22 protein-coding genes are annotated in these 19,489 nt (G+C 63.4%); 12 read left to right on the top strand and 10 right to left on the bottom strand.

The genetic code is table 11. The annotated features are described in order from the left end of the window. Positions 1–5: 5 nt before the first annotated feature. The 6 genes from K3F44_RS05980 to K3F44_RS05955 all read left to right on the top strand — a co-directional run bounded on the left by K3F44_RS05980 (position 6) and on the right by K3F44_RS05955 (position 4,292). The gene (locus K3F44_RS05980) at positions 6–1,076 is read left to right on the top strand and encodes an acyl-CoA dehydrogenase family protein (protein ID WP_259407033.1); all 1,071 of its coding nucleotides are present in this window, start codon (positions 6–8) and stop codon (positions 1,074–1,076) included. After that, positions 1,073–1,828 (top strand): PIG-L deacetylase family protein, encoded by a 756-nt coding sequence (locus tag K3F44_RS05975; protein ID WP_181107136.1) that lies wholly within the window; start codon positions 1,073–1,075, stop codon positions 1,826–1,828. Before K3F44_RS05980 ends, K3F44_RS05975 begins: the two co-directional genes overlap by 4 nt. Then, positions 1,825–2,424: a bifunctional 2-polyprenyl-6-hydroxyphenol methylase/3-demethylubiquinol 3-O-methyltransferase UbiG gene (locus tag K3F44_RS05970; RefSeq protein WP_220633544.1), complete on the top strand. Its 600-nt coding sequence runs from the start codon at positions 1,825–1,827 to the stop codon at positions 2,422–2,424. Before K3F44_RS05975 ends, K3F44_RS05970 begins: the two co-directional genes overlap by 4 nt. Beyond that, complete coding sequence (locus tag K3F44_RS05965; protein ID WP_181087841.1) at positions 2,421–3,083, top strand: glycosyltransferase family 2 protein; 663 nt, start codon at positions 2,421–2,423, stop codon at positions 3,081–3,083. Before K3F44_RS05970 ends, K3F44_RS05965 begins: the two co-directional genes overlap by 4 nt. Before the next feature lie 91 nt (positions 3,084–3,174). Next, positions 3,175–3,942, top strand: a complete 768-nt coding sequence (gene hbdH / locus K3F44_RS05960; protein ID WP_220633543.1) for a 3-hydroxybutyrate dehydrogenase — start codon at positions 3,175–3,177, stop codon at positions 3,940–3,942. Positions 3,943–4,016: 74 nt separating this feature from the next. Next, positions 4,017–4,292 carry a peptidylprolyl isomerase gene (locus K3F44_RS05955; protein WP_101319093.1) on the top strand — a complete coding sequence of 92 codons (276 nt, stop codon included), beginning with the start codon at positions 4,017–4,019 and terminating at the stop codon, positions 4,290–4,292. A 21-nt stretch (positions 4,293–4,313) separates the two neighbouring features. Here K3F44_RS05955 and K3F44_RS05950 read toward each other — a convergent pair whose 3' ends face one another. After that, positions 4,314–4,937: a LysE family translocator gene (locus K3F44_RS05950; protein ID WP_150571965.1), complete on the bottom strand. Its 624-nt coding sequence runs from the start codon at positions 4,935–4,937 to the stop codon at positions 4,314–4,316. Between the two features lie 135 nt (positions 4,938–5,072). Between K3F44_RS05950 and K3F44_RS05945 the strand changes: the two genes are divergently transcribed. Both K3F44_RS05945 and K3F44_RS05940 read left to right on the top strand, forming a co-directional pair. After that, positions 5,073–5,891, top strand: a complete 819-nt coding sequence (locus tag K3F44_RS05945) for an AraC family transcriptional regulator (protein ID WP_220633542.1) — start codon at positions 5,073–5,075, stop codon at positions 5,889–5,891. A gap of 74 nt (positions 5,892–5,965) precedes the next feature. Next, on the top strand, positions 5,966–6,583 hold the full coding sequence (locus K3F44_RS05940) for a LysE family translocator (RefSeq protein WP_220633541.1): 618 nt from the start codon (positions 5,966–5,968) through the stop codon (positions 6,581–6,583). Here K3F44_RS05940 and K3F44_RS05935 read toward each other — a convergent pair. Further along, positions 6,561–7,256 (bottom strand): metallophosphoesterase, encoded by a 696-nt coding sequence (locus K3F44_RS05935; protein ID WP_150571962.1) that lies wholly within the window; start codon positions 7,254–7,256, stop codon positions 6,561–6,563. The genes K3F44_RS05940 and K3F44_RS05935 overlap by 23 nt on opposite strands. A gap of 5 nt (positions 7,257–7,261) precedes the next feature. Further along, the gene (locus K3F44_RS05930; RefSeq protein ID WP_150571961.1) at positions 7,262–7,777 is read right to left on the bottom strand and encodes a DUF2867 domain-containing protein; all 516 of its coding nucleotides are present in this window, start codon (positions 7,775–7,777) and stop codon (positions 7,262–7,264) included. Positions 7,778–7,864: 87 nt separating this feature from the next. On the opposite strand from K3F44_RS05930, the gene K3F44_RS05925 reads away from it, so the two are divergent. Beyond that, the gene (locus tag K3F44_RS05925) at positions 7,865–8,614 is read left to right on the top strand and encodes a carbon-nitrogen hydrolase family protein (protein ID WP_220633540.1); all 750 of its coding nucleotides are present in this window, start codon (positions 7,865–7,867) and stop codon (positions 8,612–8,614) included. On the opposite strand, the gene K3F44_RS05920 is transcribed toward K3F44_RS05925, so the two are convergent. Beyond that, complete coding sequence (locus K3F44_RS05920; protein ID WP_101323008.1) at positions 8,611–9,111, bottom strand: methylated-DNA--[protein]-cysteine S-methyltransferase; 501 nt, start codon at positions 9,109–9,111, stop codon at positions 8,611–8,613. The two genes, K3F44_RS05925 and K3F44_RS05920, sit on opposite strands and share 4 nt — an antisense overlap. Before the next feature lie 124 nt (positions 9,112–9,235). Between K3F44_RS05920 and K3F44_RS24755 the strand changes: the two genes are divergently transcribed. Then, positions 9,236–9,370: a hypothetical protein gene (locus K3F44_RS24755; RefSeq protein WP_256585737.1), complete on the top strand. Its 135-nt coding sequence runs from the start codon at positions 9,236–9,238 to the stop codon at positions 9,368–9,370. Positions 9,371–9,470: 100 nt separating this feature from the next. Here K3F44_RS24755 and K3F44_RS05915 read toward each other — a convergent pair whose 3' ends face one another. Continuing rightward, complete coding sequence (locus tag K3F44_RS05915) at positions 9,471–9,767, bottom strand: hypothetical protein (RefSeq protein WP_220633539.1); 297 nt, start codon at positions 9,765–9,767, stop codon at positions 9,471–9,473. A gap of 419 nt (positions 9,768–10,186) precedes the next feature. Between K3F44_RS05915 and alkB the strand changes: the two genes are divergently transcribed. Then, entirely contained in the window at positions 10,187–10,831 is a 645-nt protein-coding gene (gene alkB, locus K3F44_RS05910) for a DNA oxidative demethylase AlkB (RefSeq protein WP_150569364.1), read from the top strand. Positions 10,832–10,882: 51 nt separating this feature from the next. Here alkB and K3F44_RS05905 read toward each other — a convergent pair whose 3' ends face one another. Next, positions 10,883–12,208 (bottom strand): sigma-54 dependent transcriptional regulator, encoded by a 1,326-nt coding sequence (locus K3F44_RS05905; RefSeq protein ID WP_101319074.1) that lies wholly within the window; start codon positions 12,206–12,208, stop codon positions 10,883–10,885. A gap of 334 nt (positions 12,209–12,542) precedes the next feature. Here K3F44_RS05905 and K3F44_RS05900 point away from each other — a divergent pair, with 334 nt between their 5' ends. After that, positions 12,543–12,809 (top strand): hypothetical protein, encoded by a 267-nt coding sequence (locus K3F44_RS05900; RefSeq protein WP_101319072.1) that lies wholly within the window; start codon positions 12,543–12,545, stop codon positions 12,807–12,809. A gap of 127 nt (positions 12,810–12,936) precedes the next feature. Here K3F44_RS05900 and K3F44_RS05895 read toward each other — a convergent pair whose 3' ends face one another. Genes K3F44_RS05895 through cobW form a run of 4 tightly spaced genes read right to left on the bottom strand, consistent with a single transcriptional unit; the run spans position 12,937 to position 19,455 of the window. Next, positions 12,937–13,551 (bottom strand): VWA domain-containing protein, encoded by a 615-nt coding sequence (locus K3F44_RS05895; RefSeq protein ID WP_101323007.1) that lies wholly within the window; start codon positions 13,549–13,551, stop codon positions 12,937–12,939. 53 nt (positions 13,552–13,604) lie between these two features. Next, on the bottom strand, positions 13,605–14,621 hold the full coding sequence (locus tag K3F44_RS05890) for an ATP-binding protein (RefSeq protein WP_220633538.1): 1,017 nt from the start codon (positions 14,619–14,621) through the stop codon (positions 13,605–13,607). A gap of 1 nt (position 14,622) precedes the next feature. Continuing rightward, positions 14,623–18,384, bottom strand: coding sequence for a cobaltochelatase subunit CobN (cobN, locus tag K3F44_RS05885; RefSeq protein ID WP_220633537.1), 3,762 nt, complete (start codon positions 18,382–18,384; stop codon positions 14,623–14,625). A 3-nt stretch (positions 18,385–18,387) separates the two neighbouring features. Beyond that, positions 18,388–19,455: a cobalamin biosynthesis protein CobW gene (cobW, locus tag K3F44_RS05880; protein ID WP_188035845.1), complete on the bottom strand. Its 1,068-nt coding sequence runs from the start codon at positions 19,453–19,455 to the stop codon at positions 18,388–18,390. Positions 19,456–19,489 lie beyond the last annotated feature (34 nt).

The raw sequence follows: 19,489 nt of genomic DNA, 5'->3' as shown, positions 1-19,489 counted from the left end.
CCATCATGGAGAAGCCCCTGCAGGCGTGCCTGAGTAAGGAAACTGCTGGCCAGCCGCAACATCAGTTATCCCCACTGCTGCAGGCATTCGCCGAGCGACCGCTACAGGTGAGTGTGGACACTCACCTGTCCGAGCTGATGCACACACTGCAAGCGGCACAGCTCGACCAACTGCCATTGCCCGGCCATGGCCAGACGCTTCAACGTTGGCGGATGCTGGCGCAGATTGGCGGCTGCGACCTGACCCTGGCCAAACTTTACGAAGGCCATACCGATGCCCTGGCGATTTTGGCCGAATGCGGTGCTGCGCGGCTTGCCGGCAATGGCCTATGGGCGGTGTGGGCTGCAGAGCCCCCGGATGCCCGCACGCTGATCAATTCGCGCAGCGGCGAGCAGGTGCGCCTCGCGGGCCGCAAAGCCTGGTGCTCCGGCGCGCTGCAGGTCGACCATGCCCTGATCACTGCCTGGGCCAACGATGACCAGCCGCAACTGGTAGCCATCGATCTGCGCCAGCCTGGCCTGCGGATTGAGCCGGAAAAGTGGCAGGCGGTCGGCATGGCTGCCACAGCCAGCGCCGACATCGTCTTCGACGGAGCTATTGGCGTTGCCGTCGGCAAGCCTGGGCAGTACCTCGCCCGCCCTGGCTTCTGGCAGGGCGGTGGCGGCATTGCCGCTTGTTGGTATGGCGCCGCCGAAGCGCTGGCGGGGTATCTACACCAGCAGCGACGCAAGCCACGCCCGGACCCCCACGGTGATGCCCATCTCGGCGCCGTTGACGCATCGTTGTGCGCCGCCCGGGCCGCGCTGCACGAGTGCGCCGCCTGGATTGATCAACATCCGCAGGCAGAAGCCAGTTTGCCGGTGCGCCGCGTACGTGCCCAGGTCGAGCAGGCAGCAGAGTGCGTCATTCATCATGTGGGCCGCGCCCTTGGTGCGACGCCGTTCTGCCGTGATAGCCACTTCGCCCGGCTCAGCGCCGACTTGCCCGTTTACCTGCGCCAGAGCCACGCCGAGCGGGACCTGGCAACCCTTGGACAACAGCTGGCACAACAGCCAGCAGGAGCCTGGCAGCTATGACCGAAAACTTGATCCAGGCCAGCACCGGCACCGCCTGGGCAGACTGGCAGCACTCTGCGCACCTGGCCCGCAGCAAGTGGATCGACGCTGACACGCTGTGCCCGCCCGGTCGCCGGTTGGTCCTGCTGGCGCCGCACCCAGACGACGAAATCCTCATGGCCGGAGGGCTGCTGGCCGGCTTTCAGGGCCGTGAGGAGGATCTGGTGCTGGTCTCGGTAACCGATGGCGAGGGCAGCCATCCGGACTCCGCCCAGTGGAGCGAGCACCGGCTGCGCCGGCAGCGGCCGCTTGAAAGCCGCCACGCCTTGCAGCAGCTGGATCTGGACCTGAACAAACTGGACTGGCGCCGGCTGAGTCTGAAAGACGGTGCTGTGCGCCGCGACGAGGCATTTCTGGTCAACCATCTCAATCAATTGCTCAAGCCGGGTGACCTGCTCATGGCTACCTGGCGCAACGACGGCCACTGCGACCACGAAGCCGTAGGCCGCGCCGCCGCGCAGGCGGCTCAGGCGCGCAGCGCGCAATTGGCTGAAGTGCCGGTATGGGCCTGGCACTGGGCTGAACCGGATGATCCACGCCTACCGTGGTCACGCGCGCACCGCTACCCGCTCGACGACTTGCGCCAAACCCGCAAGCGCAAAGCCATCGGCGCCCATTCAAGCCAACTGGAGGCCGATGACGGCCAGCCGCCGGTGCTGCCGCAACATTTGCTCGACTGCCTGCTGCAACCTTTCGAATTGGTGTTTCTATGAGCGTTGATTCGAAGTATTTCGCCGACCTGTACGCCGGTAATGATGATCCATGGGCATTCCGCAGCCGCTGGTATGAACGGCGCAAGCGCGAGCTGCTGGTCGCCAGCCTGCCGCGCCAGCGCTATGAGCGCGCATTCGAACCTGCCTGCGCCAACGGCGAGCTGAGTGTGCTGCTGGCTGAGCGCTGCGCGGAGCTGGTGTGCCAGGACCTTGATCCGACCGCCGTCGAGTTGGCCCGCCAGCGCACAGCCGATATGGCCCATGTCAGCGTCGAGCGCGGGCGCTTGCCGGGTGACTGGCCAGCTGAGCGTTTCGATCTGATTGTCCTGAGCGAGGTTGGCTACTACCTGGACCCTACCGACTGGTTGCAGGTGCTTGAACAAGCGGTAGCCAGCCTGGACGATGACGGTGGCCTGATCCTTTGCCACTGGCTTCACCCGATTGCCGGATGCCCGCAGAACGGCCGCCAGGTGCACGCGATGCTCGCCAGGCATCTACCGTTGTACGCCCAGTTTCGCCATGAGGAGGCCGACTTCCTGCTCGAGTACTGGTCATGTCAGCCCCGCGTGGTCGATGTCGACGAGAGGTGCGCATGATTGCCGTGATCATCCCCGCCCATAACGAGGCGCGCCGCCTTGGCCGCTGCCTGAAGTCAGTCAATGCCGCCGCCGCGCTGGCACGCGAGGCCGGGCATCAGGTAGAAGTGCTGGTGGTGCTGGATCGCTGCACCGACAGTAGCGCAGCCATTGCCCGCCGTCATCAGGTGGAGACGCTGAGCGTCGGCGCGGGCAGCGTCGGTGCCGCGCGCCAGGCGGGCGCGGCACTGATGCTGGAGCGCGGCGCAACCTGGCTGGCGTGCACTGACGCCGACAGCCGCGTGCCCGGCCACTGGCTATTGTCGCAACTGGCCTGCGAAGCGCAGGCAGTCTGCGGCACGGTGCATATCGAGCGCTGGCAGCCTTGGCAGACGGCAGCGCTGCGCAAGTTGTACCTCAGCCGCTATGAAGCTCGTGAGGGCCATCGGCATATTCATGGGGCCAACCTTGGCATCTGCGCCAGAGCCTATACCCTGGCTGGCGGCTTCGCTCCGCTGGCCGCCCATGAAGACGTGCACCTGGTGCGGGCGCTTGAGGCTCAAGGCGCACAGATAGTCTGGACCGCCAGGCACAGCGTAGCCACCAGCAGCCGCCGTGACAGCCGTGCACGCGAGGGTTTTGGCGATTATCTAGCCGGGCTGGAAAGCGTAACTGGCTAGTGCGGGGCAGGCATCTGCAGAGGCGGAAGTGCTACCCTCAAGTTCCCCGCCGAGGCGCCCTCCACAAACGCCAGCACTCCAGGAGCTTTGCATGTCTCTACAAGGTAAAACTGCACTGGTCACCGGTTCAACCAGCGGCATCGGCCTGGGCATTGCCAAGGTGCTGGCCGGCGCAGGTGCCAGTATCGTTCTCAACGGTTTTGGCGATGCAAGCGCTGCCCTTGCCGAAATCAATCAGCACGGCGTGCAAGTCGCCCATCATCCGGCTGACCTCTCTGACATCGCCCAGCTCGAAGCGCTGTTCGCGTTTGCCGAGCGCTTTGGCGGCGTCGACATTCTCGTCAACAATGCCGGTATCCAGCATGTCGCCCAGGTCGAGCAGTTCCCCGCCGAGAGCTGGGACAAGATCATCGCCTTGAACCTCTCCGCAGTGTTCCATGGCACCCGCCTGGTGTTGCCGGCCATGCGTGAGCGCAACTGGGGGCGGATCATCAATATCGCCTCGGTGCATGGCCTGGTGGGCTCGGTCGGCAAATCGGCCTACGTGGCAGCCAAGCACGGGGTGATCGGCCTGACCAAGGTGGTTGGCCTGGAAACCGCCGCCAGCAACGTCACCTGCAATGCCATCTGCCCAGGCTTCGTGCTCACCCCACTGGTGCAAAAGCAGATTGACGATCGCATCGCGGCAGGTGTCGATCCGACGCAGGCACAGCACGATCTGCTGGCCGAGAAGCAGCCCTCAGGCGCGTTCGTCACCCCTGCGCATCTGGGTGAGCTGGTGGTGTTCCTGTGCAGCGAAGCCGGCAGCCAGGTCCGTGGCGCTGCGTGGAACGTGGATGGCGGCTGGCTCGCCCAGTAACCGTCGAGCGGCCTGCCGTACGCGCCGCGATCAGGCATAATGGCCGCCTTTTTTTCCCGGTACGCAGGTGTCCCATGAAAGCTCAAGCCCGCCATATTCTGGTCAAGACCGCCGCTGAAGCCGAGCAGCTCAAGCAGCGTATCGCCAAGGGCGAGGCGTTTGACGTGCTGGCCAAGAAGTTTTCAACCTGCCCCTCTGCCAAGCGCGGCGGCGACCTGGGCGAAGTGCGCCCCGGGCAGATGGTCGGCGCGATTGACCAGGTGATCTTCAAGAAAGCCGTGCGCGAAATCCACGGCCCGATCAAATCCAAGTTTGGTTATCACCTGGTCCAGGTGGTCTACCGCGACTGAGATCAGAGGGCGCTGGCGCCGCTAGCGTCGTGCTGCCAACAATCCCAGGCCGGCGCAGCCCAGCAGCGAGGCACTGATCCGGTTGAACAACCGCCGAGGCCGCGGCTGGTTGAACCAGCGCTGCAGATAGGCACCGAGTGCGCCATAGATGGCGATGGCTGCCCATTCCAGCAACAGGAACCACACGCCCAACCAAAGGAACTGCTCGCCTACCGGCGTGGGACTGTCGGTGCTGACAAATTGCGGCAAAAACGCGGTGAACAGCAATATGGCTTTAGGATTGCCCGCCGCCACCCAGAACTCCTGCCGGGCCAGCCGCCAGATCCCGCGAGGCTCGCCGCTTCCTGAAGCAGCCTCACCCACCGGCGCCCTCCACAGCTGCCAGGCGATATAGAACAGGTAGCCCGCCCCGATCAACTTGATGGTCAGAAACAGCCAGGCGCTGGTATGCAGCACCACAGCGAGGCCCATCGCCGCCAGGGCGATCATGCCGCTGAACGCCAGAATTCGGCCGGCCCCGGCCAGGCAAGCAGTATGCAGGCCATAACGGCTGGCATTATGCAGTGACAGCAGGTTGTTCGGTCCAGGCGCCATGTTCAGGGCAAAGCAGGCGGGGACGAATAGCAGCAGGCTCGACATGTCCATTGTTGTTCTCCTCGAATACCTGCGAAGGGTCGCCCCGCTCTGGAACCGGGTCAAGCACAGTCACGCGGCAAATGGCCGACACAGTACCGAGCAGGTAGACTCGCAGGTCTGCACAGCAACTCAGACAGGCCACTGATGCACACCGCAAGCAGCGAAATCTGGCACGACCCGGCGTTGCCCTTCGTCGAGAGCAGACGCGCCTGTCATAGCCGTGCCTGTTACAAGGCACACAGCCATCCGACCTTCTCGATTGGCGCGGTCGATGCTGGTTTCAGCCGCTTCAGCGGTGCCGGTGCAGGCCAGCAACGCTTGAGCCCGGGCGCTCTGGTACTGGTGCCCGCGCAGCGGGTGCATGCGTGCAACCCTGAATCCGGGCAGGCCTGGAGTTATCAGATGGTGCACATCGATGCGCAGTGGCTAAGTCAGTTGCGCGTAGAATCCGGCGTCGTCGCAGGCGACCGTGGCAGACCGGCAAGAATCAGCCGCTGCCCGCAGGCCTATCGACACTTTTGTCAGTTGAACACGCTGCTGTTCTCCGCCGCCGCGCCGCTGCAAAAAGAGGCTGCGCTGGTGCAGTTCATGGCCGAGCACGACTTCTCAGCGTATGCGCCCTCTCCGACAGCCCCTGCACCGTCCTTGAGCGGCGCCGCCCTTGTCGACGTTATCGCGGCTATCGACCAGGCCGAGTTGGCTGAGCTCAGTCTGGCCTCTCTCGCAGCCCTAGCCGGGCTTGGGCGTTATCAGCTGATCCGCGCATTCCAGGCGGCCACTGGCCTGACCCCGCACGCCTACCTGCTCAATGCGCGGGTCAATCGGGCACGGCAGTGCCTACGCCAAGGCCTGCCGTTGGCAGAAGTCGCCTATAAACTGGGCTTTGCCGACCAGAGCCATTTTCAGCGGGTATTCAAGGCGCATGCCGGCACAACGCCGGGGCGCTATCGCCTGATGCGCTGACTGCAATATTGTTCAATACGCTGTCCCGGGCGGGCCGCAGAATTGCGCCTCCAATGCCTGAGTAGTGCCGCCCCATGGAGCAATTTCTGATAGTCGCCAGCGCCCACTTCCTCGCGCTGCTGTCACCCGGCCCTGACTTCTTTCTGGTTGCGCGCAGCTCGATCAAAGCCGGCTGGCGGGTAGCCAGCGGCGCCTGCCTGGGTATCGCCCTGGCCAACGGCGTGTTTATCGGTGCAGCGTTTACCGGGGTATCGGTGCTCAAGGACGGCAGTGCACTGTTTATCGCGCTGCAAGTCGCAGGCTGCGCCTACTTGCTGTACATCGGCGGACTGTTCCTGCGCCATGCCGGCGAAAGCAGCTTTGAGGTCGAAAGCGAACCCGTGCAGGCCGCGCAAGGCTGGTTGAGGTGCCTGCTGATGGGCTTTGCTTCGGCCATTCTCAACCCGAAAAACGCACTGTTCTACGTAAGCCTGGCAAGCATGCTCGCCAGTACCAGCACCGCGTGGAAACTTGCCTATGCCAGCTGGATGTTCGGTGTGGTGTTGCTGTGGGACCTGCTGGTCGCCTGCGCCATTGGCAACCGCCGCGTGCTTAGCCGCTTCATCCACGCCTTGCCATGGCTGGAACGTGCCTCAGGGGCACTGCTGATTCTGCTCGCCAGCGCCGTGCTCATTCACTTGTGGCGGGGCTGAGCAGGACCAACCGCTGCATATCCAGCAGGCTGAAATGCCCCTTGTTCCAGCCACCGGTATCCAGGTGCCAGACATTGCCCAGCTGTTTTACCTGCAGCACCGAGGTATGCCCCACCAGTAGCGCTCTCAAGCCTTCTACCGTATGCGTATCGCCCTCGCGCAAACGCCGCCGCGACCATTGGCAGATCTCGCGGACGCGCGGGTCATCCTCGCCCAACAGGCTGGTACGTAACTGTGACCATTCATTGAATGGGCTATCGGCATGCACCAGGCCGATCTGCCCCTCTACGGTGGCCACCTGCAGGGCCAGCGGCAGGGTAACGAAAACACTGGCATAGCGCTGCTGCTCAGCACTGGGCAAATCGAGAAACCAGCCGCCGCCTGCCGCGCGGTACATATCCAGATCCAGCGGGTCGCCGCACAGGTAACTCACCGCCAGCGCTTCGTGGTTGCCCTGCACTGCATGGAACCAAGGCTGCGCCAGCCACTCCAGGGCCTCTTCACTGTGCGGTCCACGATCAACCAGATCGCCGACGCTGAACAGGCGATCAACCTGCGGATCAAACGCCACCTCGTCCAGGCACTGCTGCAAACGCGGAAAATGACCGTGGATATCGCCAACTGCCAAGTCCCTGCCCAGTTCATTGGCGGCTACCTGCTGGAAACGCTGCATTGCAACTACCCCTTTCGCAAACGACGCAAGGCAATCGGTGCTATCAGCCGGTGAAAAGGCGCCACGGGCAACATATACAGACGTCCCAACAGGTTGTGGGTTCGCACCACGGTGCTAACCAGTACCTCACACTGCCCGGGCTGTGCTGACGGTCGACGCAACAAGGCTACATGCACATCCAGATGGCGATCGCTGTCGACCAGCAGCACCTCATCATCAGTATTGGCCAGTAGCGTAAAAATACCCACCCGCTGCCCTGCTTCATAGCTGCCCGGAGAGCGCTGCGAATTGACTGCGCTGAGCCGGCCCAGATCCTTGAGCCCCACCAGCTGGACCAGCCAATTGCGCAGCACCATCAAATTATCGATCCAGCGCGGCATACCGCGCATCATCTGCAGGTAATGCGCCATCGCCGGCAGCCCATGGTCCACGAGCGTGATCGACTGACAATGACTAAAGCTGGCTTGCTGGGCGCTGGGCCAGATCAGTGAATCAGGTGGAATAGCTGCGTGCTGGCTCATCTCGTCTCCTTCCCTGGATCCCACTGGCGTGGGTAATTGCTCCGATAGTATCCTCGGTGCTTCAGCGGCGTCATCCAGGGATTGGTCATGAAACTGTGTGCAGTACAACTGGCAGCGCTCAAGGGTGACCTGGCTGGCAACCTGCGTCGACACCTGTACTGCATCGAGCAGGCGGCACGTGCCGGCGCGCAATTAGTGGTGTTTCCGGAGTTATCCCTGAGCGGCTACGAGCCCGCCCTCGCCCAAGCGCTGGCGCAAACCGCAGACTCGGTCTGGCTGGAGCCGGTGCAAACGCTGTGTGACCAGCTTGGAGTAAGCGTGGCCTTGGGCTTGCCGCTGCAGGCCGCAAGTGGCGTGCAGATCGGTATGCCGATTCTGCGCCCTGCGAAACCTGCACTGGTGTACGCGAAACAGCGCTTGCATGCCGACGAGATGGAGTTCTTTACTGCAGGGGACCATCCGTTGGTGTTCACTGCAGGTGAGCTGCGGGTCTCTCCGGCGATCTGCTATGAGTCGATGTTTGTTGAGCATGCGATGCAGGCTCGCGAAGACGGCGCAGAGGTATATCTGGTCAGCGTAGCCAAATCAGCCAAAGGCATCCGTGAAGGTTTTGCCCATTATCCCGCCGTTGCCAGCCGGCTGAGCATGCCTGTATTGCTGGCCAACTGCGTGGGCCCGGCGGACACCTTTATTGGCGCCGGCTGCTCGGCAGCCTGGGACAGCCAGGGCCGGCTGCTGGCAGCGCTGGATGAGCACAGCGAAGGCCTGATCATGCTCGACACCACAAGTGCCAGCGCCGCGGTAATTGAGTTGGCCGAGCTGTCTGGCGGCCGTTAAAAATCCAGCACCAGGCTCTGGCGCCCTTCCAGGGCCAGCAAAAACTGCTTGGCCTGCAAGCCGCCGGCAAACCCGGTCAGACTACCCGAGGCGCCAATCACCCGGTGGCACGGCGCGATGATCGACAGGGGATTGCGCCCATTGGCCGCGCCGACTGCGCGCACCGCACTCGGCTTGCCGATCTGTCGGGCAATGTCGCCGTAGCTGCGGGTTTCGCCAAACGGGATGGTCAGCAACGCCGCCCACACCTCACGCTGAAACGCGGTGCCGGCAAAGTCCAGCTCAAGCTCGAAGTGGCGCCGCTGACCGGCGAAATATTCACCCAACTGCAGCGCGGTCTGCTGCAGCAGCGGATGCTCGTCATCACGCAGCAGCTCACCCAAACGCACCCGGTTTGCGCGCTCCTGCTCCCACAGTACAGCAGCCAGGCGGTCATCGCGGGCGACCAGGGTGAGCACGCCAACGGGCGACGGCATGAGCGTGAATGAACTGGGCATAAGGCGGACCATGAACAAAGAATCAACAGCTTACTGCAATCGATGCCGAGCTAATCAAATTGAATTGTTGCGCGGGTGTGCCAGTCGATAATCATGAGCAAAGTAATCTGAAGAGGTAACAGCGATGACTATCGAAGCAGAGACACTCACCCAGCTCACCGATGTCCTGGCCCAGCAGGGGCTGACCCGTCTGGTCCAGGTTCGGTTTACACGCACCCCGTACCGGTGCAATCACAAGTGGGTCTGCGAAGTACGCTGACGGCCTTTGCTACCCGCTGGTTTGGAGCGCATAGCTCGCGCTGAGGAGGGTCAGGTCGTGCGAAGGGCAATTGATGAACCCTTGTGGCAACCCTCACGATCTAATCTTCTTCGGCTATTTCGCATATGCCATTCGCCCCGCCTTTGCCGGTATAGGACATACTCGGCGTACCATCAGGGCTGATCGATAACGATACGGTCACACCGCCGCCTTTGGCCTCGAAGTAGTTGTCATTGATCTTCTTCAACTTGGCTTCTTTGCCATTGATGAACAACGGCCCGCCTTCATCGGTGTGAACCTCGAGGTTGCCCGGGCAGGTAGCGTTCACCATCGGGATCTCTGCGTTGGCGACGCCGGCCAGCGATACCAATGCGATGATGCTCAATACTCGTTTCATCGTTTACCTCCAAGCGCGGCCTCACCGCCAGTTCATCAGCAATAGCCCAGTTTGGCCTGAACTGCCAGCGCCGGATCAAGGCGCAGACTTGGCCGGCTTTGACTCCATGTAAGCTTGCACGCACATGGCTTTGGCTTTTTGCACGAAGTCTTCCAGGTCCTTGCGTCGCTCTTGCTCGGTATCGCGCACAGGATAAGCCAGCACTTGCCTGGACAGGATGTCGCGCAGGGTATACGTCGCGGCTGTCGGCGGCCGATACAGGTTATCAGTTGCCCAAGCCCGTTTGCAGACGTCTTGGCGTTGTCTGGTAGGAGCTCCGCCGAGCGGACCAGCGCGACATGGCGTGCACCCTGCCGTTAGTATGGGTTGCATCGCTAGGTACACCTGAACCCAAACCAACGACGCCAAGCCTTAGCCAGATGATCCAGTCCGACCTCGACCTGTTCGGCCCATCCCCGCAGCGCCTGGCTGCGCAGACGGTCCTGCTTCCAGGTTTTGTACTGCCTCAGGTCGAAACCCTGCTGGACGACCTGCGGCCAATCCTGCGCGCAGCCCCGTTTCGGCACATGCGCACCCCAGGTGGCCAGGCCATGGCCGTCGCGCTCACCAACTGCGGCTCGCTTGGCTGGGTCAGTGACCAGCAAGGCTACCGCTACAGCCCGCACGACCCGCTAACCCAACAGCCCTGGCCAGCCCTGCCTGAGAGCTTCTTGCTGGTCGCCCGTAACGCGGCTGAAACCGCTGGCTTCGATAATTTCACCCCCGATGCCTGCCTGATCAACCACTACCTTGCCGACACCAAGCTGAGCCTGCACCAGGACCACGACGAAAACGACTTCGCCCATCCAATCGTGTCCATCTCGCTAGGGTTGCCGGCGGTGTTTCTGTTCGGCGGGATGCAACGCAAGGACCCGACCCAGCGCATCACCCTCAATCACGGTGACGTACTGGTATGGGGCGGCGAAGACCGCCTGCGCTTTCACGGGGTAATGCCGGTCAAGCCCGGCACCCACCCACGGATGGGCGCACGCCGGATAAACCTCACCCTGCGCCGGGCGGGTTAACTGGCCCAGTTCAATGTCCAAGGGCAGCAGGAAAGCAATTGCACGTCCCAATCAACGGATCTGGTGTTTGTGCAAGAGTCGATAGAAGGTGGGTCGAGAGATGCCCAGCACCTTGGCGGCGATACTCAGATTGTCCGAATGCCGGTTGAGCACATCGCACAAGGCCTGGCGCTCAGCACGGTGCTTGTAATCCTCCAGCGTCGCCAGCGGCTGCTCCTCGGGGACCAGCACCTGCAAACCCAGATCCTGCGCCTCGATCTGCCGGCCCTCGGCCAACACCAGCCCACGCCTGACCCGATTGGCCAGCTCGCGCACGTTGCCCGGCCACTCATGCCGGCCCATCGCAGCCAGCGCACTGTCGCTGAACGAGCGCGGCCTGCGCCCGGTCTCCAGGCTGTAAAACTGGGCAAAATGGCTGGCCAGCATCGACAGATCACCGTGCCGATCGCGCAGCGGCGCAGTGACCACCTGCAGCACGTTGAGCCGGTAATACAGGTCTTCGCGAAACTTGCCGCGCTCGATGGCTTGCTCAAGGTCCACATGGGTAGCAGCCAATACCCGCACATCAACGGGGATCAGTTGATCGCCGCCAACGCGCTCGATGTGCTTTTCCTGCAGAAAACGCAGCAGATTGGCCTGCAGCTCAAGCGGCAGATCGCCAATTTCATCGAGGAACAGGGTCCCACCATTGGCTGCCTCAATGCGCCCGACTTTACGCTGGTGCGCGCCGGTGAATGCACCCTTCTCGTGGCCAAACAGCTCGGACTGGATCAGGTGCTCAGGGATCGCCCCGCAGTTGATCGCGATAAACGGCTTATCGTGCCGCTGCGACTGACGGTGCAGAGTCCGCGCGACAAGCTCCTTGCCGGTACCGCTCTCGCCGCGGATGAGTACTGGCGACTCGGTCGGTGCCAGCTTGCCGAGCAGCTTGCGCAGCTCGCGTATCGGCCGGCTGTCACCCAGCAGTTCATGCTCGGGCTTGTCCACTTGCACTGCGCCCTTGCCACGCAGGCGGGCCATGCCGAAGGCGCGGCCGAGGGTTACCTGCACGCGGGAAACGTCGAACGGCAAGGTATGAAAGTCAAAAAACCACTCGCAGACAAAGTCGCCAACGTTCTGCGCACGCAGTTGCTCGGCATTGAGCACGGCGATCCATTCGGTATTGCTGCGCTTGATCATGTCCTTGACCGCATCAGGCGCCTGCAGGTGCGAGGCTTGCAGGCGCAGTACGCCAACATCGCAAGGATGCTCAAGCGCCGCCGCCAGGGTGCAGCTGTGCACGTCCCAACCGGCGCCGCGCAGGCCCGGTAACAGACGGTGGCAGTCGTCGCACGGGTCGACGATCAACAGGCGACGTTGCGCTGCAGCTTCGAGCATGACCGTTCCTTGGCGCCAATTGTTGGTTTTTTAAGTAGAAACAATACGTTGCAGCGCCCGAATTAACAGTAGCAACGAACTCCAACTTACCCAGTACCGTTGGTCTGCCGGATGCCCGCCGCCAACTCCGCTACACGCGAGCTTTTACAAAGTGTTGCCGTCGGAGCCGGGCAGCTGAGCGGATTTGAGTATTTGCAAAAAAAAAATTCATCAAGGCTGTGACTTCACCCTGCTCAGCGAGCATCAGTATCCATAACCCCGCGCTATTTACCTTGGCACCTTTGATACAGCGCGGACTTACTTTCGCTGTTTGGGACCATAGAGAGACCGAACCATGAATGCCCCGCTCCGTGTCAACGAAGCACTGCTGATTGCCGACCACGCCTTCGAACCCTTCCAGTGCGTTGCCTGGGATGCACCCAACGGTACTGGTGAACTGAGCCTGGCAGTGATCGACCGGACCAACACCCGTATCGGCAGCAAGCAAGTCTCCTCGCGTATTTATTCAGACCCGGCGCAATGGGCCAGCCTGATCGAGGAAGTGCGCGCCGAACTGTGTCAGAAGGGTTATGACTTGCAACCTTGGTCGATGCCCAAGTAAGCATTTGTTGATGCTAAAAGTGCGTGCCTGGCGCGCACTTTTAGCAACTCGCACTATGCCTTGATGGCAACTCTCTCGTTAGCGCGACATCCTGTCGCAGCCGCCATTCGTGACGTCTGGATATATATCAGCGCAGCTGCTTGAAGTGCTGGATATGCTGATACTCGGCCTGCAATTGTTGCGCTAGCAATCTGCCTTTACCGACCCGCACTGGCGCCAATTCCATGTCGATCAACCAGGTCGTGCAGGGCATCGGCTGCAGCGCGCCCCAGCGTTGCAGGCGACCATCGGTAAACACCAGGCAACGCTGGACCTCCTGCGGATGCCGCTGGTGTCGTGCCTGCAGCCATTGCCGAGCTTGCTCCAAGGCGCTGATCAGCGGCGTGCCGCCACCCGCGCCGAGGGCCTGCAACCAGGGCTGCAGTGCCGCCGAAGCTTTCAGCCCATGCCGCTGCCACTGGGCCGAACGACCACTGGCGGTCAGCAGAGCCAGACGTGCGCGTTGGCGATAGGCTTGATCGAACAGCTCGGCAAGCACGCCCTTGGTCTGGGCAAGCGCCTGATGTCGGCGGGTTGACGCCGAGGCATCGACAATCACCAGCCACAGCTCTGCCGGCTGCCCCTGACGCTGCTGCCAGCACAAATCGCCACGCTGCTTTGGCCGGCCCTTGAGCAGGGTCGCCGGCCAGGCGACACGCCCGGCAGCGGCCTTGCGTGCCTGTCCACGCGCAGCACCGCGCAAGCTGCCTGGCCGGGGCTTGGCATCCGCCGCGGACAAACCTTGCTGACGGATGCTCAGGGCTTTTTTGCCCAGTTTGGTACCTCACGCCGCGGCCCAGCTGCAACCGGTTGGGCTGGCAGTGCACCACTGTCGCCGCCCTGCCCCGCGCTGGCATTGCTGCTGGCTGGCGACTGCGCCGGCGCTGGGCTTGGCGGTTGCTGGGCTGGGGCTTCGCGGCGGCGATGGCGCAAGGCAAACTCGGCTACGGCGGTGACGTCTTCTTCATCGATTTGCTCGCTGCCGCGCCAGGCAGCGTGAGCACGTGCAGCTCGCAGCCAGACCAGATCTGCGCGCAGGCCATCGACCCCGGCAGCAAAACAGCGTTCGGTGATCCAGGCCAGGGCCTGGTCATCCAGCGCAATCTGCTCCAGGCGCACGCGCGCTGCCTGGCAGCGCTCGCGCAGGTCCTGCTGCGCACCGGCCCACTCGGCGCAGAAGCCTTGCGGATCGCTGTCGAAGGCCAAGCGCCGGCGGATGATCTGCTGGCGTGCCTGCGGCTCGGGCAACTCGTCCAGCGACACGTTCAGGCCGAAGCGATCAAGCAGTTGCGGGCGCAGCTCGCCCTCCTCCGGGTTCATCGTGCCGATCAAGACAAACCGCGCCGAATGACGATGGGAGATGCCGTCGCGTTCTATGCGGTTGGTGCCGCTGGCAGCAACGTCCAGCAACAGGTCAACCAGCGGGTCGGGCAGCAGGTTGACTTCGTCGACATACAGCACGCCGCCATCGGCGTGGGCCAGCACTCCAGGGGAAAACTGCGCTTTGCCCTGGCCCAGCGCTGCGTCGAGGTCCAGCGTGCCGACCAGGCGCTCTTCGGTCGCGCCCAGCGGCAAGGTGACAAAGGGTGGCTGCTGCTCGGCGCTGCCGAGCAGGTCTGCCAGGCCACGGGCCAGGGTGCTCTTGGCCATGCCGCGCGGGCCTTCGATCAGCACGCCGCCGATCTTTGGGTCGATTGCGGTCAGGCACAATGCCAGCTTGAGCGCCTCGGCGCCGACCACGGCGGCCAGCGGAAACTGCATCGGTTCAGTCATTTCAGTGGTCTTCCTCACCTTCGAGCAACTGCTCCTCAAGTGCTTCACGGTAACTGCCGGGTTCCTCCCAGAGGCCGCGTTGCTGGGCCTCCAGCAAACGCTCGGTCAGGTCGCGCAGGGCCTCGGGGTTGTGCTCGCGCATGAATTCACGGGTCGCCGGGTCAAGCACATAGGCCTCGGCCAGCGCCTGATAATGATGGTCGTCGATCAGGTGCGTGGTGGCGTCGAAGGCGAACAGGTTGTCGACCGTCGCTGCCAGCTCGAACGCGCCTTTGTAGCCGTGGCGCTTGGCGCCGTCGATCCACTTTGGGTTCAGCGCCCGAGCACGGATAACTCGGTTGAGCTCTTCCTTGAGAGTGCGGATGCGTGGTCGGTCGACCTGGCTATGATCGCCGTGGTAACTCGCTACCGCCTCGCCGTGCAAGGTTTCGGCAGCGGCCAGCATGCCGCCCTGGAACTGGTAATAATCGTTGGAATCGAGCAGGTCGTGCTCGTGGTTGTCCTGATTCTGCAGCACTGCCTGCACCTGGCCCAGCCGCGTGGCGAACTGGGCACGGGCGGGCGTGCCCTCGTCACTGACGCCGTAAGCGTAGCTGCCGTAGTTGAGGTAAACCTCCGCCAGGTCCTTGCGGTCCTGCCACAGACGGCCGTCGATGGCGTTCTGCACCCCGGCTCCATAGGCACCTGGCTTGGCGCCGAACACCCGCCAACCAGCCTGGCGCGCAGCCTGCTCGGCTTCGATGCCTCTCTCGATCAGTGCCTGGCGCTCAGCCCGCACGCGGGCCGCCAGCGGGTTGAGGTGATCTGGCTCGTCCAGTGCCGCCACTGCCTGCACGGCGGCGTCGAACAGGCGGATCAGGTTACCGAACGCATCACGGAAGAAGCCTGACACACGCAGGGTGACGTCGACCCGTGGCCGGTCGAGCAAGCTCACCGGCAGGATCTCGAAGTCGTCGACGCGCTGGCTGCCGGTGGCCCACACCGGGCGTACGCCCATCAAGGCCATGGCTTGGGCAATGTCGTCGCCACCGGTACGCATGGTCGCGGTGCCCCAGACCGAAAGGCCGAGTTGGCGTAAATGATCGCCATGGTCCTGCAGGTGCCGCTCAAGAATCAGGTTGGCCGAGGCGAAGCCCAGTCGCCACGCAGTGGTAGTGGGTAAGTTGCGCACATCGACGGTGTAGAAATTGCGCCCAGTCGGCAGCACATCAAGCCGGCCGCGGCTCGGTGCGCCACTGGGGCCTGCCGCGACGAAGCGCCCAGCCAGTGCCGCGAGCAGGCCCTCGAGCTCGGCGCCGCCACAGCTGTCGAGGTTTGGCGCGACAACCGAGAGCAGCTCTTCAAGTACCTGTGCCACGCCCTGCCATTGTTCTTCGGTGGGCAGCTTCAGGTTGCCGGCCAGCGCTTGTTCAATCAACGTCAACGCCAGTTGTTCAAGGCGCTCGCGCGTATCACCGTGGGTGCGCCAGGCCGCGTCGGCCAGTGCCTGCAACATGGCCGGCCGTGGCCCTTGCCAAGGCTGACCGAGGTCGCAGTCGAGCGGATCGAAACCGAGCTCGAAGGCTTTGCCCAGAGCACGAATCAGGCTGGCGTTGCCGCCTTTGCCGTCACCGCGCTCGACCCGCAGCAACGCCAGCAGCGTATCGCTGCGCAGGCGGCCTTGCGGCGATTGGCCGAACACGTGCAAACCATCGCGAATCTGCGACTCTTTCAAGTCGCACAAGTAGGTATCCAGGCGCGGCAGCCACACTGCAGCATCATCCAGCTGACCTTCAAGCTGCAGCTCTCGGTCGATATGGTTGGCCTTGACCAGCGCCAGAATGTCGCGCTGCAGCTCCTGCGCACGGCGCGGATCAAGCAGCTGGGCTTCGTAGTATTCGTCGGCCAGCTGTTCGAGGTCGCGCAGCGGGCCGTAACTCTCGGCGCGGGTCAGCGGCGGCATCAGGTGGTCGATGATCACCGCCTGGGTGCGGCGTTTGGCCTGGGCGCCCTCGCCCGGATCGTTGACGATAAACGGGTAGATGTTCGGCATCGGCCCCAGCAGCGCGTCGGGCCAGCACTGCGCCGACAGACCGACGCCCTTGCCTGGCAACCACTCGAGGTTGCCATGCTTGCCGACATGAATGACGGCGTCCGCTGCATAAGCGTGGCGCAGCCAGAAGTGAAAGGCCAGGTAGCCATGCGGCGGAACCAGATCCGGGTCGTGGTACACCGCACTGTGGTCAACCTGATAACCGCGCGCCGGTTGGATACCGACGAAGGTCTGCCCAAAGCGCAGGCCCGCTACCATCAAGCGGCCGCTGCGGCACATCGGGTCTGTTTCAGGGGCGCCCCAGCGGGCGAGCACGGCCGCCTGGTTTTCTGCCGGCAGCTGAGCGAACGCGGCCTGGTAGTCGGCCAGGCTCAGGCTCTGCGCGCATGGGCGCTGATCGAGGTTGTCGAGGTCGTTGGTCACGCCACCGAGCAAGTGCTGGATCAGCGCGGTGCCGGTGGCCGGCAGCTCGTCCAGCGGATAACCCGCAGCGCGCATCGCCTCAAGGATGTTCAAGGCCGCCCCCGGCGTGTCCAGGCCGACACCGTTACCAATCCGGCCATCGCGGGTCGGATAGTTGGCGAGGATCAGCGCGACACGCTTTTGCCCATTCGGCAAGCGCGCCAGCGCGACCCAGCGACGGCCCAGCTCGGCGACGAAGTCCATGCGTTCCGGGTGGGCGCGATAGCACACCACATCCGCCTGGCTGCGTTCACTGCGCCAGGCCAGGTCCTTGAAGCTGACCGGCCGGGTGATGATTCGCCCGTCCAGCTCCGGCAACACGATGTGCATGGCCAGATCGCGGCCGCCGAGGCCCTGCTCGCTGGTTTCCCAGCCCAATTGATTGTCCTGCGCGCAGATCGCCTGCAACACCGGTACATCCCGGCGCAGCGGCCGCGCGTTGGGGCGCTCGGGGCTGGACAAGGCAAAGCCAGTGGTGTTGATCACCACCTCGGCCTGGACCTCATCCATCCACGCTTCAACCTGATCGAGACAGGCCCGCTCTTTGAGGCTGGCTACAGCGATCGGCAACGGGTTGAGCCCCGCCATCTGCAGCCGCTGACAGAACACGTCGATGAACGCGGTGTTGGCCGCCTGCAGGTGCGAGCGGTAGAACAGCAGCGGCGCCACCGGCAGCGCAGGATCCCAGTCGGCGTACCAGTCCGGCAACTGCGCACTGGCCTTGGCTGGGTGGTAGACCACGGTACGGGCCAGCGCTTCCGGCTCCTGCCAGGCATAGTCGCGCTGGAACCACAGGTTGCCCACGCAGTTGAACAGATTCAGCGCGTTGGCCTTGCCGCCCTGGCGCAGGTAGTGCCACAGGCGCTCGGCCTGGTCGCTGCTGACCGTGCTCAAACCGGTGAGCTCGGGGTCAGGCCGATCATCGCCCGGGACCATGATCACCTGAACACCGCGCGCCGCCAGCTCGACCAACTGCTCGATGCCGTAGCGCCAGTAGCCAACGCCGCCGTGCAGTGATACCAGGATCAACTTTGCATGGCGCAGCACCTGGTCGACATACAGGTCGACCGAGGCATGGTTTTGCACCTGCATGGGATTGGCCAGGCGCACGCTGGGGTAGTCGCCAGGCAGCTGTTCCGCGGTTTCGGCCAGCAGCGCCAGGTGCGAGTCACCGCTGCACAGAATGACCAGTTCGGCGGCAGTCTGGCCGAGGTCGGCAATACTGTCGTCCGGGACAAAACCACCGGGCTGGGTGCGCAACAGGTGCATGGATCAGGCTTCCAGAGCCTGACGCAGACGGGCTTCGAGCTGAATGGCGTCAAGCTCCTGGCCAATCAGTACCAGGCGCGTGATGCGCGCCTCGTCAGCGCCCCAGGCCCGGTCGAAATGCTTGTCGAAGCGGGTCCCTACGCCCTGGATCAGCAGACGCATCGGCTTGCCCGGGATGGCTGCAAAGCCTTTCACGCGCAGGATGCCAAACTCCACTACCAATTGGTTGAGGGCCGCCAGCAGCAAGCGCTCATCGGCCTCTGGCAAATCCAGCGAGATCGAGTCGAAGGCATCATGGTCGTGATCGTCATGATCATCGTCGTCATGGTGGCTGTCATGATGAGTTCGGCGCCCATCAATGTGCGCTTCCGATTCGGCACCCAGGCCCAGCAGCACATCCAGCGGCAGGCGGCCGCTGCTGGCTTCGATGACCTTGACCGCCGGCGGCAGCTCTTCGGAGACTTCGGCGCGAACCTTGGCCAGGCCTTCGGCGTCGATCAGGTCGGCCTTGTTCAGCACCACCAGGTCAGCGCTGGCCAGCTGGTCGGCAAACAGTTCGTGCAGCGGCGACTCATGATCAAGGTTCGGGTCGAGCTTGCGCTGGGCATCGACCTGGTCTGGGAACGCTGCGAAGGTACCGGCAGCCACTGCCGGGCTGTCGACCACGGTGATCACCGCATCGACCGTGCAGGCGTTGCGGATTTCTGGCCACTGGAAGGCTTGCACCAGCGGTTTGGGCAAGGCCAGGCCGCTGGTTTCGATCAGGATGTGGTCCAGATCGCCGCGACGTGCCACCAGCTCACGCATGACCGGGAAGAACTCTTCCTGCACGGTGCAGCACAGGCAGCCGTTGGCCAGCTCGAAGACACGCCCGTAGGCTTCTTCTTCGGTGCAGCCGATGGTGCATTGTTTGAGGATTTCGCCGTCGATACCGAGCTCGCCGAACTCGTTGACGATCACCGCGATGCGCCTGCCCTGGGCGTTGTCGAGCATGTGCCGCAGCAACGTGGTTTTGCCCGAGCCGAGGAAGCCGGTGACGATGGTGACGGGGAGTTTGGCCAGTGTTTTCATGGATGCGTGTGCCCTTGGCAGAATGGCGCGGGCA

Origin of the sequence: Pseudomonas sp. S07E 245 (genome assembly GCF_019599025.1) — a bacterium.
Lineage (GTDB): Bacteria > Pseudomonadota > Gammaproteobacteria > Pseudomonadales > Pseudomonadaceae > Aquipseudomonas > Aquipseudomonas shirazensis.
Note: the sequence above shows the minus strand (reverse complement) of the source record. Positions and strands in the feature narration are given on the sequence as shown.

Bases quoted from the DNA above. Each gene is read 5' to 3' on its own strand.
- K3F44_RS05890 (WP_220633538.1), bottom strand. From the start codon at position 14,621: ATGACTGAACCGATGCAGTTTCCGCTGGCCGCCGTGGTCGGCGCCGAG.
- K3F44_RS05970 (WP_220633544.1), top strand. From the start codon at position 1,825: ATGAGCGTTGATTCGAAGTATTTCGCCGACCTGTACGCCGGTAATGAT.
- cobW (WP_188035845.1), bottom strand. From the start codon at position 19,455: ATGAAAACACTGGCCAAACTCCCCGTCACCATCGTCACCGGCTTCCTC.
- K3F44_RS05930 (WP_150571961.1), bottom strand. From the start codon at position 7,777: ATGAGCCAGCACGCAGCTATTCCACCTGATTCACTGATCTGGCCCAGC.
- K3F44_RS05950 (WP_150571965.1), bottom strand. From the start codon at position 4,937: ATGGACATGTCGAGCCTGCTGCTATTCGTCCCCGCCTGCTTTGCCCTG.
- K3F44_RS05905 (WP_101319074.1), bottom strand. From the start codon at position 12,208: ATGCTCGAAGCTGCAGCGCAACGTCGCCTGTTGATCGTCGACCCGTGC.
- K3F44_RS05940 (WP_220633541.1), top strand. From the start codon at position 5,966: ATGGAGCAATTTCTGATAGTCGCCAGCGCCCACTTCCTCGCGCTGCTG.
- K3F44_RS05920 (WP_101323008.1), bottom strand. From the start codon at position 9,111: ATGCCCAGTTCATTCACGCTCATGCCGTCGCCCGTTGGCGTGCTCACC.
- K3F44_RS05935 (WP_150571962.1), bottom strand. From the start codon at position 7,256: ATGCAGCGTTTCCAGCAGGTAGCCGCCAATGAACTGGGCAGGGACTTG.
- K3F44_RS05915 (WP_220633539.1), bottom strand. From the start codon at position 9,767: ATGAAACGAGTATTGAGCATCATCGCATTGGTATCGCTGGCCGGCGTC.
- alkB (WP_150569364.1), top strand. From the start codon at position 10,187: ATGATCCAGTCCGACCTCGACCTGTTCGGCCCATCCCCGCAGCGCCTG.
- cobN (WP_220633537.1), bottom strand. From the start codon at position 18,384: ATGCACCTGTTGCGCACCCAGCCCGGTGGTTTTGTCCCGGACGACAGT.
- K3F44_RS05975 (WP_181107136.1), top strand. From the start codon at position 1,073: ATGACCGAAAACTTGATCCAGGCCAGCACCGGCACCGCCTGGGCAGAC.
- K3F44_RS05955 (WP_101319093.1), top strand. From the start codon at position 4,017: ATGAAAGCTCAAGCCCGCCATATTCTGGTCAAGACCGCCGCTGAAGCC.
- hbdH (WP_220633543.1), top strand. From the start codon at position 3,175: ATGTCTCTACAAGGTAAAACTGCACTGGTCACCGGTTCAACCAGCGGC.
- K3F44_RS05900 (WP_101319072.1), top strand. From the start codon at position 12,543: ATGAATGCCCCGCTCCGTGTCAACGAAGCACTGCTGATTGCCGACCAC.
- K3F44_RS24755 (WP_256585737.1), top strand. From the start codon at position 9,236: ATGACTATCGAAGCAGAGACACTCACCCAGCTCACCGATGTCCTGGCC.
- K3F44_RS05945 (WP_220633542.1), top strand. From the start codon at position 5,073: ATGCACACCGCAAGCAGCGAAATCTGGCACGACCCGGCGTTGCCCTTC.
- K3F44_RS05925 (WP_220633540.1), top strand. From the start codon at position 7,865: ATGAAACTGTGTGCAGTACAACTGGCAGCGCTCAAGGGTGACCTGGCT.
- K3F44_RS05965 (WP_181087841.1), top strand. From the start codon at position 2,421: ATGATTGCCGTGATCATCCCCGCCCATAACGAGGCGCGCCGCCTTGGC.
- K3F44_RS05980 (WP_259407033.1), top strand. From the start codon at position 6: ATGGAGAAGCCCCTGCAGGCGTGCCTGAGTAAGGAAACTGCTGGCCAG.